The following is a 17,860-nucleotide window of genomic DNA, read 5'->3' on the forward strand; positions in this document are numbered from 1 at the left end:
TGCAGTCAGTCTATAAAATATCTCTTAACAGCCTTTGACTATGCGCATCAAGCCGCTTCCAGTTCTCAATATCACAGCGTCTCCCGTCAAGATCGGATAAAATAATGCGGTCTCCGCCAGGAAAATGAATATGCTCATGCAAGTTGCGCATAATGATGCGCATAGGTCCCAGATGCGTTTGCAGCTCCCAGAACCATAAATCAGATTTTTGCTTGATCCGCTCGATTCTGCTCACTCTCGGCAAAAAATATCGCAGTCCAAGCTCTTCCTCCAAAGCAGCCGCGCTGTCTTTCTCCAGCTCGGCAAGCTCACGCACAATACCGAGCTCATCGCCCTCCTTGGTACGAATAGAAAGGTACGAGCTCGTATATTGCATCGGAAACGCCAAATAAACGAGCAGCTCATCATAGGTTTTGCCTGCAATAACGCCTTGCAGCACGCCCCCTTCACTGCGGTAAACGTAGACATCTACTGGCTGGAGGATGCGAATATCTTCAACGTTCATTAGCTTCCAACTCCTCTGATTTTCGACATTTCCATTTGGGCGTCAACCAGCTTGCGGTAAACGCCATCCGCCTTGGCAAGCAGCTGCTCATGCGTGCCGAGCTCAACCATTTTGCCGCGCTCCAGTACAACGAGACGATCGGCATTACGCAAGGTCGACAAACGATGGGCGATGGCGAAGGTCGTTCTGCCTTTTACCAAATTCGCAAGCGCCTCCTGGATTTGCCGTTCCGTTTCCGTATCAACAGAGGCCGTTGCTTCATCCAGTATTAAAATTCTCGGATCATGAATGACCGCTCTCGCAATCGCTACCCGCTGCTTCTCTCCGCCAGAGAGCTTGTGCCCGCGCTCGCCTACCCGAGTATCGTAGCCGTCAGGCAAACGAACAATAAAATCATGCGCATTGGCGATTTTAGCTGCACGCATAATTTCTTCAGGTGTCGCATCAGGCTTGGAGTACGCTATATTTTCGGCTATTGTTCCATCAAACAGGAAGGTTTCCTGCAGCACGACGCCGATTTGGCGGCGCAGCTCCGTCTGCTCAATATGGCGAATCGGAACGCCATCTATTAAAATCTCACCTTCATCCGCATCATAAAAGCGGCAGAGCAAATTAATGAACGTTGATTTTCCCGCTCCCGAATGCCCGACAAGTCCTATCATTTCCCCTGCCTTAACGTCAAGATTAATATTTTTCAAAACAGGATGATGCTTTTCATAGCCATACGTAACGTTGCGCAGCACAACCCCACCCTTGATCTGGTCAGGCTTGACTGCTTGCGGATGATCCGCTACATCCGCAGGCGTATCCATAATTTCAAAAATACGATGGGCAGAGGTCATCGCTCGACTCGTCCAGCTAATCATTTGACTAAGCCACTGAATCGGACCAAACAGCATGCCCAAATACGCGACAAATGCAAGCAGCACACCTAGCTGCAGCTCACTGTTCAGTACCTGATGTCCGCCCAAATACCAGACAACGACCGTGCCCAGGCTTGTAATCAAGCCAAAGGCCGGAAAGAAAAACTGCCACATTTTCTCCGAGCGCATATCATGCCGAACAACCTCTTCATTGGCAGTCTGATAGCGCTCCAGCTCAAGCTTCTCCTTGCCGAACGCTTTAATGACGCGTATTCCTTGCAGCGTATCGCCCACCTGCATATTCAAGCGAAAAATCGCTCGCCACTGCTGATAAAGTCGGCGTCCTACCTTCGGCCAAATCGTAAAGGATAAAAAAACGAGCAGCGGTATCGGCAGCAGCGTTAGCAGCGTCAGCTTCCAATCCATAGAAAAAATAATGACAAGAATAAAAATAAAGCGCAGCAAATGGCCCGCTATGTAAATAACACCGTCCGTCATAAATTGGCGCATCGACTCTGCGTCATTGTTGACTCGGCTAATAAATTGAGAGGTTTGCCTGCGGTCAAAAAAAGCAAGCGACAGTCTCATTAAAGACTCATATACATCCTTGCGTATATCCCCCATCAGCTTGGAGCTAATTGCGACTCCAATATAGCCCCGCAAAGCTTGCATTGCAGACATCACAACAAGCGTGGCAGCCCAGGCCGCAATAACAAGGAGAAAAATTGCGCCCCCCTGCTGCGGCTGCAGCACATCATCGATAATAATTTTCGTTAAGTAAGGCGGGATTAATTCTACTAATGTGGACAGAATTAGCAGACAAGCAGCCAGCACAGCCTTTAGCTTATATGGCTTCAAATAGCCGAGCATACGCAGCATCGCGTACTTTTTGCTCATGCATACCTCGCAAAACTGTGTGCCTTCTTCCAGCGGGCTATGGCAGTTCGAGCAGTAGCGCGGCATATCACTTTTTGACAAGACAGGCAGCTCTTCTCCTTGTACCAGCGCTGAAATCAGCTTGGCGGCGAAGCCCATTCCAGAAGATAAGGACGAGGTGTAGCGAGCTGCAACAACAGGACCTTCTTTCGTTTCGGCAATTAGCATCCCGCTTCCGACATTGCTCACCGCTCTTGCCTCTTGAATAGTTTCAATCGGCAGCCGTTTAATTGGAGTATGCTTTTCATCCCACACAATCAGCTCTTCATAAGTAATCGCCAGCCAATGCTCAGCTATTCTGCCTTGCAAATTAAGATCCGCCTTCATGCTGAACAGCAGTTCTTCCTTAACCTGCTCCCTGCACTGCTGCGGTAAAGCTGTCATGTCTATCATCTATCACTCATCCTTTTTCAAATGCTACGGAACATAGCATCCTCCAGTCAGCGCTACGGAACATAGCATCCTCCAGTCAGCGCTACGGAACATAGCATTCTCCGCTGGGGCTTTATTTGTTTCGAGTATGCTGCGAAGCGATCGTAGCGCACTCAAAGTTGACGAGGAGCAAGCAGATCCCGTATGCTTATGGATTACATTTACATATTAGACATTGTAAGCGCGTTTCAAATTGAAATCAATATATTTGTTTATGAGTTAATATTTTTACGAAATCTAGCTAGTCATTCTTAGAATCTACCACTGCCCAAAATGCCGGTTTAGCATGCAGATACTTGTCGAACAGAAGTGGAGCTTCTGTCCGTTTTACGGGAAAGCCGCTCAACCACGTATGATCATCTGCTATTCCCCAAAAAACAACTTCATTAATTATGTCTTTATTGGCTTTTAATGCTTCAAACAGCTCCCGATATCGATCAGCTTGCTTGCTCAACACTTCTTCCGGAATGCTTTCGCCGAAATCACTGCGGTCATCCCACGCATATAAGCTCATATCAAGCTCAGTAACACTGTTGACCAAGCCCAATTCGGCGAATCGCTCCATTGATTCAATAATATCTGCTACAGGCGGCCAATGAATGCTAATATGAGTCTGATGCCCCACGCCATCAATTGGCACTCCTTTATCGAGCATTTCCTTCACAAGATCGTAAAGCATTTCTCTTTTCGTAATGTCATCTGTTCCGTAATCGTTAATATACAGCTTGATGTCTGGTCCACCAGCCTCACGTGCGGCACGAAAAGCGGTTTCAATATAATCGGTCCCCGTAATTTGATACCATTCGCTGGCACGCATGCCGTGAGGATCACGAGGTTCAATCACCTCGTTGACAACATCCCAGGAAATAATATCATCCTTGTATCGACTAACAATTGTTCGTACATGATCATCCAGCCGTTCAAGCAGCAGCTTTTTGTTCGCTTCCCGCTTCGCTGGATCAGTTTCATCAACCATCGGCTTGCCTTCCGCATCTTTAAAAAACCAATCGCCGACCTGAGTATGCCACACTAATGTATGAAAGCGGAGCTGCATGTTGTTTTCTTTGGCAAACTGAACGATTTTATCTGCCTCTTCCCAACGATAGGTATCCTCCGCTGGATGAATTGAGGCAGGCTTCATGACATTTTCCGCGACAAGCATATTAACATGCTTCTTCAGCAAATCAGACTTCAAGCCGCTAGTCTGGAATGGCTCAATAGCCGCGCCGATCGGAAAATAATCATTAAAAGCTTCGTAAAGCGACGGAATGTCAGCTTCTACAGAAGGCTCTGGCGTAGGTTGAGTCGTCGTTGGCTGCGGCTCGCTATTTTTTCCTACTGCTTCGTCTGTCTCTGCTTCACCGCTTTGCCCCGCTGCTTCACCAGTCTCCGACTCGCCATTCTGCTCAACCATGCCCGTTTCTTGTACACCATTTGCTGATTGCGTATCGTTCACAGGCTGCTTCGTACACCCTGTAATGGCAAGCAAGGCTGCGGCTGTAATAACCGCAACCATTATCGTCAATCTTCTTTTTAACCTGTTACCATTCACATCTATCATGCCCCCCTATATGGCGATTTCAGCGCTCCGGAGCAATACATCCTACAGTCGCTTTTTAAATCGTAATGCTATCTTATTGGATTTTTTATGGTTGCATTACGATGTTAAAGGCGACCCACTCTCGTTTTTCAGCGCTCCGGAGCAATGCATCCTACAGTCGCTTTTTAAATCGTAATGCTCCTTATTTGAATTTTTATGGTTGCATTACGATGTTAAAGGCGACCCTCTTCGTTTTTCGGATGCTTTGCTCCTTCGCTGTAGCTTTTTTTTGTTGTTGAGTGCGCTACGAAGCCAGCGTAGCGGCATCAGCGCTACGGAGCAATGCATCCTACAGTCGCTTTTTAAATCGTAATGCTATCTTATTGGATTTTTTATGGTTGCATTACGATGTTAAAGGCGACCCACTCTCGTTTTTCGGATGCTTCGCTCCTTCGCTGTAGCTTTTTTTCTGTTGAGTGCGCTACGAAGCCAGCGTAGCGGCATCAGCGCTACGGAGCTAAGCATCCTACAGTCGCTTTTTAAATCGTAATGCTCCTTATTTGAATTTTTATGGTTGCATTACGATGTTAAAGGCGACCCACTTCGTTTTTCGGATGCTTTGCTCCTTCGCTGTAGCTTTTTTTTGTTGTTGAGTGCGCTACGAAGCGAGCGAGCGGCATCAGCGCTCCGGAGCAATGCATCCTACAGTCGCTTTTTAAATCGTAATGCTATCTTATTGGATTTTTTATGGTTGCATTACGATGTTAAAGGCGACCCACTCTCGTTTTTCGGATGCTTTGCTCCTTCGCTGTAGTTTTTTTTGAGTGCAGGCCAAGAAGCTCGGACGCTGGAGCACAGCGTAGAGCATTGCTACGTGAGTACCTAAAGGAGTTATCCGAAACTATAGTGAAGGTTTAAAGAATCCAGGTAACGTTAATTGATCATATTGGAGTCTGTAAAAATCTAATGAATATACACAACGTTAAGTGCGGCAAATCACCTAAATCACAGTAAAAATTGCCTAATAAGGTGCTATAGATTCATTAAAGTTAAGAATGACTTCATTTGCTACAAATAGCGTTATCCAGATTCCTTAGCCACTAGCTTTACACTTTTCGGATAGCGCCCAGCATCGTCATCAAAGTCCAGATTTTGAACGACCTCTTTCAATAAGGGTTCAAAATCTGGGCTTTCAGGACCAAGAAGATGGCACGATACTAGAAGGCGAGGAGCGCAGCGTGGGCACTTGCTACGTGAGCACCGAAGCCTTCGGTAGCGTGACATATTCGACGCCGACTAAGCTACAACGCAATCACATCGTCATCAAAGTCCAGATTTTGAACGACCTCTTCCAATAGAGGTTCAAAATCTGGGCTTTCAGGACCAAGAAGCTCGGACGCTAGCAGAAAACGAGGAGCGCAGCGTAGGCGATTGCTACGTAAGCACCGCAGTTTTCGCTAGCGTTCGAGATTCGACACCGACTAAGCTACAACGCTGCGCATCGTCATCAAAGTCCAGATTTTGAACGACCTCTTCCAATAAGGGTTCAAAATCTGGGCTTTCAGGACCAAGAAGATGGCACGATACTAGAAGGCGAGGAGCGCAGCGTAGGCACTTGCTACGTGAGCACTGCAGTTTTCGCTAGCGTTCGAGATTCGACGCCGACTAAGCTACAACGCTGCGCATCGTCATCAAAGTCCAGATTTTGAACTTCCCCTACCCGACGATTCCTGTGCGCTCTATACTCTCTACAAAATACCTCTGCACAAACAAGTAAATGATGATGAGCGGCAGTATCGCCATCAGAATGCCGGTATCCTGCACCATGCTTAAGTAAAACGGATCTGCCTTGGAGGCATCTCCTCCATCCAGCTGAATCGCCAAATTATATGGCAGCGATGACAGCTGGGTAGCCATAACCTTGCTTGAGGTCAAATACGTTGTCGTGTAGAAGCTGTCATTCCACTGCCAGACGAAGGAAAACAGCGTTACTGTAATAATGGCCGGAACCGCATTAGGCAGCATTATGCGCATGAAGGTTTTACCGATGCTGGCGCCATCAATATAGGCTGCCTCCTCTACTTCCTTCGGAATGCCTCGGAAAAACTGCCTGAAAATGAAAATGTACAAGCCGGCCTTTAATGAGTTGGCTGTCATTGACGTTAAAATAAACGGCCAATATGAATTGAGCAAGTTAACAGGCTTGCCTGTTAGTAAAGGAATTAGACCCATTAAAGTAAAATCCTTCAAGTTCAAATAAATCGGTATTAAAATCGTGGTCGGTGGTACAAGAATGGTCAGCAGCACGCCGGCAAATAGTAGATTGCTCCCCTTGAATTTTAAGCGAGCAAAGCCATAGCCAGCCAGGGCGCAGGAAACCGCAGTTAATATTGTTGTTACCGCAGACAGCGAAAACGTATTAAGCAATGTCTCCCAGTAGTCCATAATGCTAATGACCTGCTTGAAATTGTTAAGCGAGTAGTTTTGCGGAATCCACACCACGATTGGCGAATAAAGATCCGACTTATCCTTGATCGCCGTAGATATTTTTTGCAGAATCGGATACAAAATAACGAACGCCAAACCTAGAATTAGGGTGTACCGTACGAATGACCAAAGCCATTTCTTCCAGTTTTCAAAGGATAATAGTTTTGATTGAATCAAGCTTCACACCCTCCTTCTATTCGTGATAGAATACTTTTCTTGAAATTAGGAACGTACTAATTGCCAAAATAACGGCGATGCACAGGAAGTAAATCCAGGCCATTGCCGAGCTTAGACCAAAGTTGAACTTGGTAAAGCCAGTCTCGCGAATTAAATCAGTCAGCGCATTACGCGAAAACGAGTCGATAATGGTATACACGACGTTGACCAAAATAAGCGGACTCACCATTGGAAATGTAATTTTCCAAAACGCCTCATAGCCGGTTGCGCCTTCCATTTTCGAAGCCTCATACAGCTGCGGCGAAATTGTTTGAATCCCTGCCAGGAAAATGAGGATTTGCACGCCTGACAAGCTTACAATCTCATAAATGCGATCGACCGCCCCTGTTAAATAGAGCACGATGGATTCGCTAAAGCCAGCCTCCAGCATTAGCCTTTGCAGCTCGAAGCTGCTGAAGGCATTAATTGCGCCAGAGCCGCCAGCGTTCTGATCATTTACCGCTTGAATCAGGCTTGTGCTTTCCAGCGATAAAATAACGCCTGAGGCAAGAATAACAGGCAGAAAAAAGATAGCGCGAGCTACTGAACGGCCAAAAAACTTCTGATTAAGCAATACCGCCAAAAACAAGCTGAAAATAACAATTAGCGGAACATTAACGACCATATTCACAATCGACTCCGTCAATGTACGGTTAAAGCTCGTATTAACGGTTAAGGCTTCAATATAGTTTTTCAGACCGATAAATTCAATGGTCATCCCTTGCGCATTCGCCGTAATCGTGCTTAAGCTGTAGCGAAGGGAGGATATTAAAGGAATGAGAAAGAAAAAAATAAATCCGAGCAGCCATGGCAGCACATAAAGAAAGCCCCAAAACGCCTTTTGCTGCGCATACGTCCTGGTTATGCCGAGCTTCAATCCTTTTCTCATGAACGATCACCACCTGTTACATAGCCCTCGGCATCAATGATTTTGCCATCTACCGTCACCTGTGAGGTGCTGTAGTTGACGATAACATACATGCCATTTTCATACGTTGTTTTATACACGCCTTCACTTAATTTCTCATGGTCAACAATTCGTTTGGAGCCAACAAGCTGCAAGAAGTCATTGACCTCATTGTAAATAGCCGTTGCCTGGTCAAGCCAAATTTCGTAATTGACGGCATACAAATCATTTTGATCCGTATCCTTAATCGAATAGTTCGGCTCATAGATCCATTTGAAGTAGACATTGGAGCCATATTCCAGTGCTTTAAGCACATACTGCCGTTCATTCGTATAGGTGGACAAATTATACGGCGTCCCCGCATAGTCGATAAAGCCCCGTATCACCATCTGATAGAACGGGATCGTTTCGTCCTCAATTTTAAATTTACTGCTCGTCATCGGCGCGTTCGTCAAATGTGTCACATAAGGCAGCGCATACGCGTTACCACCGTCCGCAAGCATTTGCAAGCTTTGCTCCTCAATCATTTGCAATGCCCGTACAGAAATTTGCTCAGATTGCACGCGGTCGATTTGCTTGTTCTTCAAAAAGTCGCTGTTCAGCAAATCCGCCAAATCACGCAGAGCAATGCCGTTCGGCTCATATTTGCCAAGCCCCTTCAACAGCGATGCTGTATACGACTCCACATAACGAGGCGAGATAATATAGGATGGCGCTTTTTCACGATCGCGACGGTTTAGCGCCAAATCTACAGGATAAAGCATCGCCGGAATCTCTCTTAACGTGCGTGAAGCCTGCTTTCTTTCATTAAAGCCTTTGCTTGAGTTCGCCATTACCAGTGCCGACTCGAGAAATAAATCGAGCTGTTTCTCCTCTGCAAATGCAATAAACTCCTTCAGCCCGCTGCTGCCGCCTATGCCCTTGTCAACAGTAACCTTGGATGGCACCTTATGATCGAGCCCGCCGTTATACCAGCCTGCATATTTGACAGCCAGCTTCTTAATATTTCGCTCCTCGAGCTGTGCGATAATGCTTTTCGCCTGATCAAATGTCGTTAGCGGCTCTAGCGCCTGATACGGGATACCTGCCATATGCTTAAGCTTGGATATGCTGCCGATCAGCTCAACATAAAATGTGCTCTCCGTATTTTCGCTTTTTTCCAGAGGCTGCGGCAAAGCGTTGCGCTCCTGCAAATAGCTTTGATAATATTGCGCCATCTGCGGATATGAAGCCTGCTCCTTGCCAAGAAATACATAGCGAACCGTATAGTCCGTTTGCATTGGCTGCTCCTGAAACTTAGGCAGAGTGCGGCGCTGTCCGTTGGCGTCAAGCGTCACATCACCCTTGTTCACGACATAAAAGCTCGGGTACACATAGTTGTAGCTGTTCAATCTGCCGCTTACATCGGCATTAATTGTCGCTGCAGCTGCACCCTGCTCAATAATGCCAAGAAAGGCGCTATCCTCTCGGATTATGCCAAATACGGGCAGCCTCACCTTTTGCTCCTGATTGGCATCCTCTGTTGCTTCCATCGTCATATCCAGACCATATACGGCTTGCTGATAGGCAGGATATTTCGTTTTGCCGTTATTAAAATGAATCAACGCTCCTGAGCCGTCCGGAACGAGAATGGAGCCTGCTTCCTGAGCATCGCCGGCGCCAAAAAAGCTCAGCATCGTAACCATATTAACAGGGTACGCATCAGGGTACTGAATGTCTGCAACTGGAATCGTTGCAAGCAGGCTGTCGCCATCCAGCCTATACTCTATCGAAGCATAGAACACTCTTGGCTCGGGCTTTGTTTGCGATAGATTATGCTCTGCAGCATCCTGGATCAAATCCTCCTCGGTATATCCGATCGCATCAAATGCTTGCAGGGCGCGATCTAGCTGCAGCCCCTGAAGCGCGCTGTCATTTCTTTCGTATACATCAGTTTCCTTGTTTTCCTTATAAGCGATTAGCAGTGCCCGCTGCCCCGCTTTATCCATTTGTCCTGTCAATTCCTCAAATCGCGTCTTGCTCAGCTTCATCGGCAAATCCTCAACCGTTCTTTGCGCTGTGCCAAATTGATAGGTTACTTTAATGCCGTTGTCGATTGGCTCCACCTTCAGCTGCTTGTGAGCGGCGCTATCTGTGTAAGAGTTAATCGAGCTAATTTGTCCAAAGGAATTGTAAAAGTCGAGCCGCAGCTGGGCAGACAGCATATCCTTGTTTACTCCTGATGCTAAGGTATCGTCAGCTCTTCCCACTGGATTGCTGTGCCATACCTCTCCACTTTGCTTATGAACAATCGCGATTTCACCCGATTCCTCATTCACATAGAGCTGCAGCTGATCGTTTTCCAGCATTCCCTTCATCCCCGGCACTGCCGAGCTACTAAATGCAGCGGCAACGGGCTTCGCTTCAATGCTGACCTGCTGCTCCTGCGATTCATTCTCTGTACCCGCTTCATCTGCCGGCTGTCCATTCGTACAGCCTGCCAGAAGCACAATTGCCACTAATAGAGCAAGCCATTTTTTTGCTACTCTCATTTCTATCCCCCTCATGCCTTTCATCATATTTGCTCGGATACGCTTCCGTACGGGTTCATAGTGCCCTCCCTCAGCCTCTCATCACAATTTCTTGATAGATGACGGATATGAAAGAAATGATTTGCTGCACCAAGCTGAAAAACAGCAAGCAAAGGAATGCCATAAATCCGATTGCCACCAACGTCAGCAGCATCGTCATAATCGTTTTAAGCGGAGTATATTGATGAACAGTCATATTGCCTACAAATAGTAGAAAGACGAACCAGATCAGCGCAAAGCTGTTGGAAAAATGATAGAATGCCGTTTCTTCCATCGCAATCACATTGCTTAGCCATATCCACGGGAAATTAATAAGCACAAGCGGAATAAGGGCAAAGCAGGTAGAGTTGAAGATTTCGACGAATTTCCCTTCTCCGTCCATTAGCGTAGTGAGCGACCAGTTCGCCACACACCAGAACAATACAGGGACAAGCACATAAACGAACTCCATAAGACTGTTCATCGACTTAGGATTATAGAGATTGACCAGAAATCCGGCGTACTGCGAATGCAAAATATTCGTAAGCGACAACAGCAGCAAAATAACGAATGAAATCACTAAATTAATTTTATTGCTGCGCTCATATTTGAGCTCCCAATAGCCATTAAAGGGATGGACGATCAAATAAAAAGGATATTTGACAAGCTCTTTACTCGATGGTGACAATCTTTTTTCCTCCCTTCCATTTGCGAACCTTTCTCCAGACAATGAGAATAAGCAGCAGAACAACAACAGATGTCATAATCGTAGGGAAATAGGAGCGCAGAATCGCTTTCCGGTGCAGCAGAAAAGCTTTGGAATAGCCCTTGTTATCATAGCTTTCCTTGAAGTACTTTATCGCTTCTCCATAATTGCCCTGACGCAGCAGCGCTTTGCCAATACCGGAATAAGCGAATTCCAAATTCGCGTTCATATTAATCGTTTCCATATAACGCTGAAAGGCTGCTTCCTCATCGCCGCGATAATAGCTGCGCACAGCTTCATTTAATGTTCTGCCGTAGGCTGTTGTCTCGAAAACAGTAATTTCGCCCAATGCTTTATCAAGCACAAGCATGTTGTCCCCCACGCGTTCAATCGCGGTCGGCGCTGTAAATTTGCCTAGCTGATTGCCGAGTCCGCCAAACACATACATTAGATGACTGTCACCGTTGTAGGTGAAAATCCGTCCGCGCTTGGCGTCCAGCACCGAGTAGATTTCGCTGTCGGCAACATCAATATCGATTAAGCGGGAAGGCCCATCCACCGGCCTGTAGCGAATATCGCCCTCAGGCTCAAAGTAGCCCTCTCTTCTTAAAATATCTGTGCCTTGCGCATTAAGCTTTTTAATATTATCGCCCCACTGATCGCCGTTGGTGGCGTAGATGAAGCCTTCATCATTAATATCGAGATTCGTAAATTCTGTTGGTGTAAACTGTACCATTTGGCTGCGCTGCTCCTTAGTAGACAGCGTTTTCCACAAATATTCGATCGGGTCGACATATACACGGTTCGCACCAATAAAGGTAGTAAAGTCTCCATTCGCGCTGAACTCCATAAAGCCGTCGAACACCCCGGTCGACATAACATATATACGGCTTGCTTTATCGACGACGACACGAACCGGCTGAAAATCGAAGTTGGCCTGCAGCAGCTCGGACTGCGGCGAATCAACAATTTTAACAAGCTGAAGCTGCTGATCAAGCTGGACGACGCGCTTATTGCCTGTATCTGCCACGTAAAGCTGCTTATCCTCCGTTACGAAAATGCCCTGCGGATTGGAAAAGCCATCCTGCTGCCCGGCGTTATCAAATTGATCAATAACGTCTAGCAATGCATAATTGGAATCCAGCACGAGAATGCGATTATTGCCTGAATCCAGCACATAAATGTGTTGGTCAGCCGTAACATGCAAATCATTAGGCTCCTTCAAGCTGCCAACGCCAAGATCATCGCCAGTCAGCAGAGCAGTAGCATCATAAGCCGCTGGCGCCACAACTGTATTTCCCCAAAAAGAGTAGTTGTAGGAGCTGCCGCCGCCTTCAGCCTGCACCAGCATGGCGCCAGAGCTGAACAGCAAAGCAAAGCTTAGCGCGCATACAGCAAGTCTCTTTCTAAATCCGCCCTTATTAAAAAGCTTCATTGATGTTCCCCCTTTCTACTCTTTCATCCCCGAAGTCGCCATCGTTTGAATGACAGAGCTTTGCGAGATAATGAAGAGCGTAATAGGAACAGCCATTAAAATTAACGCAACTGCAGCTCCGACCCCCGCACGCGCAATACCGCCCTGTACAATTTGCCCGAGTGCATAATGCAGCGTTTTCAAATTCTCACTGTAAATGAAGCTTCCTCCATCCGTTCCCCATAGCGCCGGAAACTGCAATATTAGCAGGGTCAGCCAAGCTGGCTTCACATTCGGCATTACGATCGACCAATAAATGCGATATTCGTTGGCACCATCAATTTTCGCCGCTTCCAGCAGCGCATCAGGAATTTGCTCCATAAATTGCTTCATTAAAAACAGCCCCAGCGGAAACGCAAGCGCAGGCACAATAATGGAAGCATGCGTATTGATCCAGCCCAGCCAGGACATAACCATATAGTTTGGCGTTGCTGTAACATGTCCTGAAAACATCAAGGACAGCACCACGATCGAAAACAACGATTTCGAGCCAAGAAATCTGTATTTCGCCAGCGGATAGGCCGCTGCGGAAGCCAGAATGATATGGCCTGCGGTTCCGATCAACGTAATGAGCAGTGTATTCGTAAGGTAACGAGATAGCGGTACCCATGAGTTGCCCATGATCGCCACCAGATCGAAGAAATTGTCCAGCGTCGGATTGTTGACGAAAAATCGAGGCGGGAAAATAAACAATTCGTCCAATGGCTTGAAAGCATTGTTAATGGCATATATAAGCGGCAGCGCCATAAACGAGCCGAATAAGGCAAGGAGCACGAACAGCAGGAAGCTGACGGTAAAGGAGCGATTCAGCCTTTTAGGCATTCGCAAGCGAGCGATCAATTTGGATGCCATCGTTACTCACCCACCTTTCTTAACAGCTTCTGTGTTAATAGATTAGTTCCAATCATCAGTCCAAACAGCACGGTTGCAATTGCCGAGGCATAGCCCATTTCAAAGCGGATTGTTCCGTAATCCATCAAGTGGGTTACAACCGTATGAGCCGCATAATTGACGCTTGGAAAGCCGGCGAGTGCAATGGAAATATCCGCTACTGCAAACGAAGCGGTAATTTGCATAACCGCACCAAACATAAGCTGCGGACGCATCGAAGGCAGCGTTATAAACCATAGCTCCTGCCATCTGTTGCGAATGCCATCCACCGCAGCCGCTTCTATCAGCGACTTGTCAATCGTCTGCAAGCCGGCAATAAAGGCAAGAAAGCTTGTGCCAAGGCTTAGCCATAGCTGTACAATCATAACAATCGGCAAAATATACTTTTCATCCTGCAGCCACTGAATCGGCTCCAGAATAAAGCCAACCTTCATTAAAAAGCCGTTCAAATAACCGTAGCTGTCGCCTGAAAAGACGATGAGCCATATAAAAAACACATTGCCGGAAATCGAAGGGGCGTAAAAAATAAGCGTCATAAAGGCGCGCACCTTCGGCGAAAGCTCGTTAATAATCCAGGCGAATATAAAGCAGGCGATGTAGCTGATTGGGCCTGTTATCACTGCAAATAAAAACGTATTTTTCAAAGCAATCATAAAAACATCATCGTTAAGAAACAGCCGTGAGTAATTTTGCCAGCCAACAAAGCGTGGAAACTCCAGCATGTTGAAATAAAAGAAGCTAAGGATTAAAGAGAACACGACTGGTATGACGGTAAAGGTAAAAAAGATGATCATGTACGGACTCATCAAGATATAATAGTGCTTGTTTCTTTTCAGCTCGCTCATGACATGAGCAAATCTTGATGATTTCATCGGTCGGATGGAGCCCTGTACCGTTTGACTCGTCGTTTCCGTTTGCATCGGCTTCCACCTCCAAACTAATAAGGTAAATTGAATTCTTTCCGCTTGATCTCAATCTCATCATTGATATAAATAATATAGTCGGACAGCGCCTCGCGCGGATTTTCCTTGCCGTTGACAACCTTTCTAAAGGCATTATCGAGATGTCTGCCCGTAAAATAGCCGCCCGGCACTTGCGGAATTCCTTCCACCCACTGCCATTGACTTTCCAAATTGTTATAGTCCTTCACCGGCCAAGGCAGCTCTTCAAGCGCTGCAATATTGGCGGTTGGATAGCGTGCAGCTTCTCCCATCAGTCCTTCCATCTCGCGGCCATACTGAATTTGAACGTCCTTGGAGGTCCACCACTTCATAAATTCCCACGCAGCGTCCTTATCCTTGGCATTTTCCAGCATCATGACAGCTGTTGTTGAGCTGGCAACCTGATGGCTGATTGTCCCGTCCGGCTGTTCCGTTCCTGGCACAATCGTAAAATCCCATAATCCTCTAATTTCAGGAGCCATAACGGTCAGCATATTGTAGGTTGTATAATCCGCAATGCCGATCGGCATTTCACCGGTACGGAAGCGGTTAGGGAAATCAGCAATAAGCGGGAATTTATAGTTACTGTAGAACTGCGTCCAACGCTTAAACATTTCCATCGAAACCTCTGAGTCCAGCGCGCTTCTTTTGTCATCATCGCGGTAAAATTCGCCGCCGTTTTGATACAGCAGCATCGCAAAGGTCGCATTTGGCACGAGGTTGACATTGTTTGTCGGCGTTTCCAGTGGCAGCCAAAACTCCATATTATGCTTCTGCAGCACGGAGATCATGTTGTAGACATCCTGCCATGTTTTTGGCACCTCTAGCCCCAGCTCTTGCAAAATATCTTTGCGGTAAAACAGCATCGGGAAGGTTTGCTGCTCCGGCAGCCCGTAAATCCCTCCGTTATACTCATAAGGAACGATCCCGCTTTGACGGAAGCGAGACATGACAGATTCATAATCAGCAAACTGCGTCAAATCTGCGGCTGCATTTCTCATCGCGTAGTTGATCGGCACATCCTCGCCAACCTGCAGCGCAACATCAGGCCCTTCATTAGCCAGCGTTGCAGGCAAAAGAATATTGCCCGGCACCAGCCTTAACTGCACCGATATATTCGTTTCAGGCGTGAATGATTCATCGATCAAGTTTTTCAGCACCTGCGCCTGATCACGTCCTGTCGTAATCCACACTGTAATCGAGCGCTGCTTCTCCGAAATATTGCCAATGCTGTCGTAATCCTCGGTGTAGGAGGCTACTAAAGCACCCAGCTCATGCTTTAATTCCTGAAAGAAGCCGGATTCTGCCTGCGGAAGCTTGGAATCAGGAGAAGCTACAACGAGATAATCGAGCGTCAGCGGCTGCTCCTTTACCTGCAAAATCCATGTTCCCAGGCTGCCGACGTTAATTTTGAACGTTTTCAGCCGCTTGGCAATCGTTTCTGGATACTCAACCATATCGTTCAATTGCACGACAAGGGAATGGAGTGCCGACACCTTGTCGCTGCGCTCTCCTGTTATATCCTCGAGATATTGTGCCACGCTTTGGACCGTTTCCGCTTGCTCTGCAAATACTTCAAGCAGATCAGGAATCCGTTTCTCCAATTGGTAATCGCGATATGGATCAGGCGTGTTGGACGTAATCATTAAAATTTTGCGATACATTTCATTTAATTGCAGTACGCTGGATTCAATCGTACGAAGCAATGGTGCGATATCGCCAAGCGATACCATCATGCGAATACGATGCTTTCCTTTCGTTAAATGAAATAAATACGGCTCCTCACCGCCAAGCACATCCATTTTCCAATCGGTATCGTAATTGAAGCGTATTCGCTTCATTTCCTCAAACGGGTACTCGCCATCAATCATTAAGCTGCGTGTCGCGTAGATGCCTCGCAATTGATCCTGCTTGCGCTTTAAGGCAATTTGATATAATCCGTCCTCTTCCACTTCAAATTCCCACTCAATCCACTGGCCCGGCAGCTTCCAATTCAAGCCGCCAATCGTGTTGATGCGAAGCTTTGAAACATGGTAAGGCTCTACCGAAGGACTGGAGCGATCAGTTAACGCATAAAGCGTAGGCGAGGATTTGGCTGTAGCATCCTCAGCCTGAATAATGATTGACTGGTTTTTCGCCTCTGGAATGCCATCCGTTTCATATTGCGCCTTAAGCTGCTCATAGCTTAATAAAGGCTTCTCCTGATACAGCTCAATGTAGTCAATAGCCATCGGCTCTCTTAAAGCATTTAAGGTAAGCGTCTGCTCGCCTTTAGCAAAATAAAACAAGTAAGGGTCCTCGTAATAGCCGTCGCCATCGGTAAAGGACATCATCTGCCAGGAAGGAGTCTCGATTTGTCTAGGGCGCAAATCATTGCCTCGGTCGTCCTGCTTAATTTCATTGCTGGCATTGCCCCAAATCCGATTAAATAGCAAAATATCGGCGCCTCTAAACGGGATCTCGCCGTTTATCATAAACTCTCGCTCGATAGCTGAGCTTTTCCCTTCAACAGGGAAATAATGAATCCGAATATTGTACAGCCCTGCTGACTCAAGCTGAACCTTCCAGCTTATCGAGCCTGTATCCGGAGTAATAACTGATTTGCCTGGCAAGCCCTCATATTGATCAACAATCTCGAAGCCTTCGCCATTCACCTCAGCAAATTGTTCTCCTTCAATGCGAATGACCTGCTGAGGCCTCTCAGCAGCTTCATGCCGCTTTAAATATTGCGTATAGTCGTTCTCATTGCTTTCATCCGTAACAGCCACAAAGTCACTCATAGCCATCGCCAGCTGTTGATCGGATGAACGGGAAGGAATATACACGATAACAGATGTAATAATAAGAGCAAGAACTAGGAAGATAATCACATAGTTCTTCTTTTTGTTTCTCAAATTTCTTCCCTCCTTGCAAAAGCTGTATAGTCAGCGCTCCGGAGCAAAACATCCTCCAGTCGCTTTTTAAATCGTAATGCTTTCTTATTGGAATTTTTTATGGTTGCATTACGATGTTAAAGGCGACCCACTTTCGTTTTTCGGATTGCTTTGCTCCTCCGCTGTAGTATTTTTTGAGTGCAGTACCAAGAAGCTCGGACGCTAGTAGAAAATGAGGAGCGCAGCGTAGGCAATTGCTACGTGAGCACCTACAATGTTTCCGCAGGAAACATACTTCGGAAGCATACTCTTTCGCTAGCGTTCAAGATTCGCCGTCGACTATGCTACAACGCAACTGCATCGTCATCAAAGTCGAATATTTTGACTTCCCCTTCCAATCAAAGTTCAAAAGCGAGGCTTTCAGGACCAAGAAGATGGCACGATACTAGAAGGCGAGGAGCGCAGCGTAGGCAAAAGCTACGTGAGCACCGGAGCCTTCGGTAGCGTGACATATTCGCCGTCGAATACGCTACAACGCAA

At 46.7% G+C, this 17,860-nt stretch carries 11 protein-coding genes; all 11 read right to left on the reverse strand.

Annotated features, from left to right (window positions below; genetic code table 11):
• Nucleotides 1-10: 10 nt before the first annotated feature.
• Complete coding sequence (locus tag KJS52_RS14345) at nt 11-505, reverse strand: DUF1854 domain-containing protein (RefSeq protein WP_213516383.1); 495 nt, start codon at nt 503-505, stop codon at nt 11-13.
• Entirely contained in the window at nt 505-2,697 is a 2,193-nt protein-coding gene (locus tag KJS52_RS14350) for an ABC transporter transmembrane domain-containing protein (RefSeq protein ID WP_213516385.1), read from the reverse strand. Before KJS52_RS14350 ends, KJS52_RS14345 begins: the two co-directional genes overlap by 1 nt.
• 280 nt (nt 2,698-2,977) lie before the next feature.
• Nucleotides 2,978-4,288, reverse strand: a complete 1,311-nt coding sequence (locus KJS52_RS14355; protein WP_373871363.1) for an endo-1,4-beta-xylanase — start codon at nt 4,286-4,288, stop codon at nt 2,978-2,980.
• Between the two features lie 1,704 nt (nt 4,289-5,992).
• Entirely contained in the window at nt 5,993-6,940 is a 948-nt protein-coding gene (locus tag KJS52_RS14360; protein ID WP_213516388.1) for a carbohydrate ABC transporter permease, read from the reverse strand.
• Between the two features lie 16 nt (nt 6,941-6,956).
• Complete coding sequence (locus KJS52_RS14365) at nt 6,957-7,868, reverse strand: carbohydrate ABC transporter permease (protein ID WP_213516390.1); 912 nt, start codon at nt 7,866-7,868, stop codon at nt 6,957-6,959.
• On the reverse strand, nt 7,865-10,417 hold the full coding sequence (locus KJS52_RS14370; RefSeq protein ID WP_213516392.1) for a DUF5696 domain-containing protein: 2,553 nt from the start codon (nt 10,415-10,417) through the stop codon (nt 7,865-7,867). Before KJS52_RS14370 ends, KJS52_RS14365 begins: the two co-directional genes overlap by 4 nt.
• Nucleotides 10,418-10,487: 70 nt before the next feature.
• On the reverse strand, nt 10,488-11,123 hold the full coding sequence (locus KJS52_RS14375) for a YIP1 family protein (RefSeq protein WP_213516399.1): 636 nt from the start codon (nt 11,121-11,123) through the stop codon (nt 10,488-10,490).
• On the reverse strand, nt 11,107-12,576 hold the full coding sequence (locus KJS52_RS14380) for a hypothetical protein (RefSeq protein WP_213516401.1): 1,470 nt from the start codon (nt 12,574-12,576) through the stop codon (nt 11,107-11,109). The genes KJS52_RS14375 and KJS52_RS14380 overlap by 17 nt, the downstream gene beginning before the upstream one ends.
• Nucleotides 12,577-12,591: 15 nt before the next feature.
• Complete coding sequence (locus KJS52_RS14385) at nt 12,592-13,467, reverse strand: carbohydrate ABC transporter permease (RefSeq protein ID WP_213516403.1); 876 nt, start codon at nt 13,465-13,467, stop codon at nt 12,592-12,594.
• Between the two features lie 2 nt (nt 13,468-13,469).
• Nucleotides 13,470-14,426, reverse strand: coding sequence for a carbohydrate ABC transporter permease (locus KJS52_RS14390; RefSeq protein ID WP_213516405.1), 957 nt, complete (start codon nt 14,424-14,426; stop codon nt 13,470-13,472).
• Between the two features lie 17 nt (nt 14,427-14,443).
• Nucleotides 14,444-17,341, reverse strand: a complete 2,898-nt coding sequence (locus KJS52_RS14395; RefSeq protein ID WP_373871364.1) for an extracellular solute-binding protein — start codon at nt 17,339-17,341, stop codon at nt 14,444-14,446.
• Nucleotides 17,342-17,860: the final 519 nt, after the last annotated feature.

Source organism: Paenibacillus montaniterrae (assembly GCF_018403185.1).
GTDB classification, from domain to species: domain Bacteria; phylum Bacillota; class Bacilli; order Paenibacillales; family Paenibacillaceae; genus Pristimantibacillus; species Pristimantibacillus montaniterrae.